At 59.2% G+C, this 218-nt stretch carries 1 protein-coding gene; it reads right to left on the bottom strand.

Going from position 1 to position 218, the window contains the following annotated elements; all coding sequences use genetic code 11:
• Nucleotides 1-218 (bottom strand): hypothetical protein (locus tag EXE44_RS21305; protein WP_206750422.1); only part of this gene is annotated, 218 nt, incomplete at both ends.

Here is a 218-nt window from a genome sequence, read left to right as displayed (position 1 = left end):
ATCAGTATCAACCTCGGAGTTACGATTCTGCTGGTGGAAATCGGTACCACCGGGTTCCTCTTCAGTGTAGAGGGGCAGGTCTTCCTCAATCTCGTTGTTGGTGCCGACAAGACTAATCCCTCGTGCCGCCGGATCCGCGCCGACCTCCTGACCGGCCTCCCCGTCATCCCCACCTTGATCCCACGCGGAGATGCCGATACCGCCCCAGTCGTTGTTTC

The sequence above is a fragment of the Halorubrum sp. SS7 genome (genome assembly GCF_005435055.1).
GTDB lineage: Archaea > Halobacteriota > Halobacteria > Halobacteriales > Haloferacaceae > Halorubrum > Halorubrum salinarum.
The sequence above is the reverse complement of the archived record's forward strand: the minus strand, read 5'-3'. Positions and strand labels throughout refer to the sequence as shown.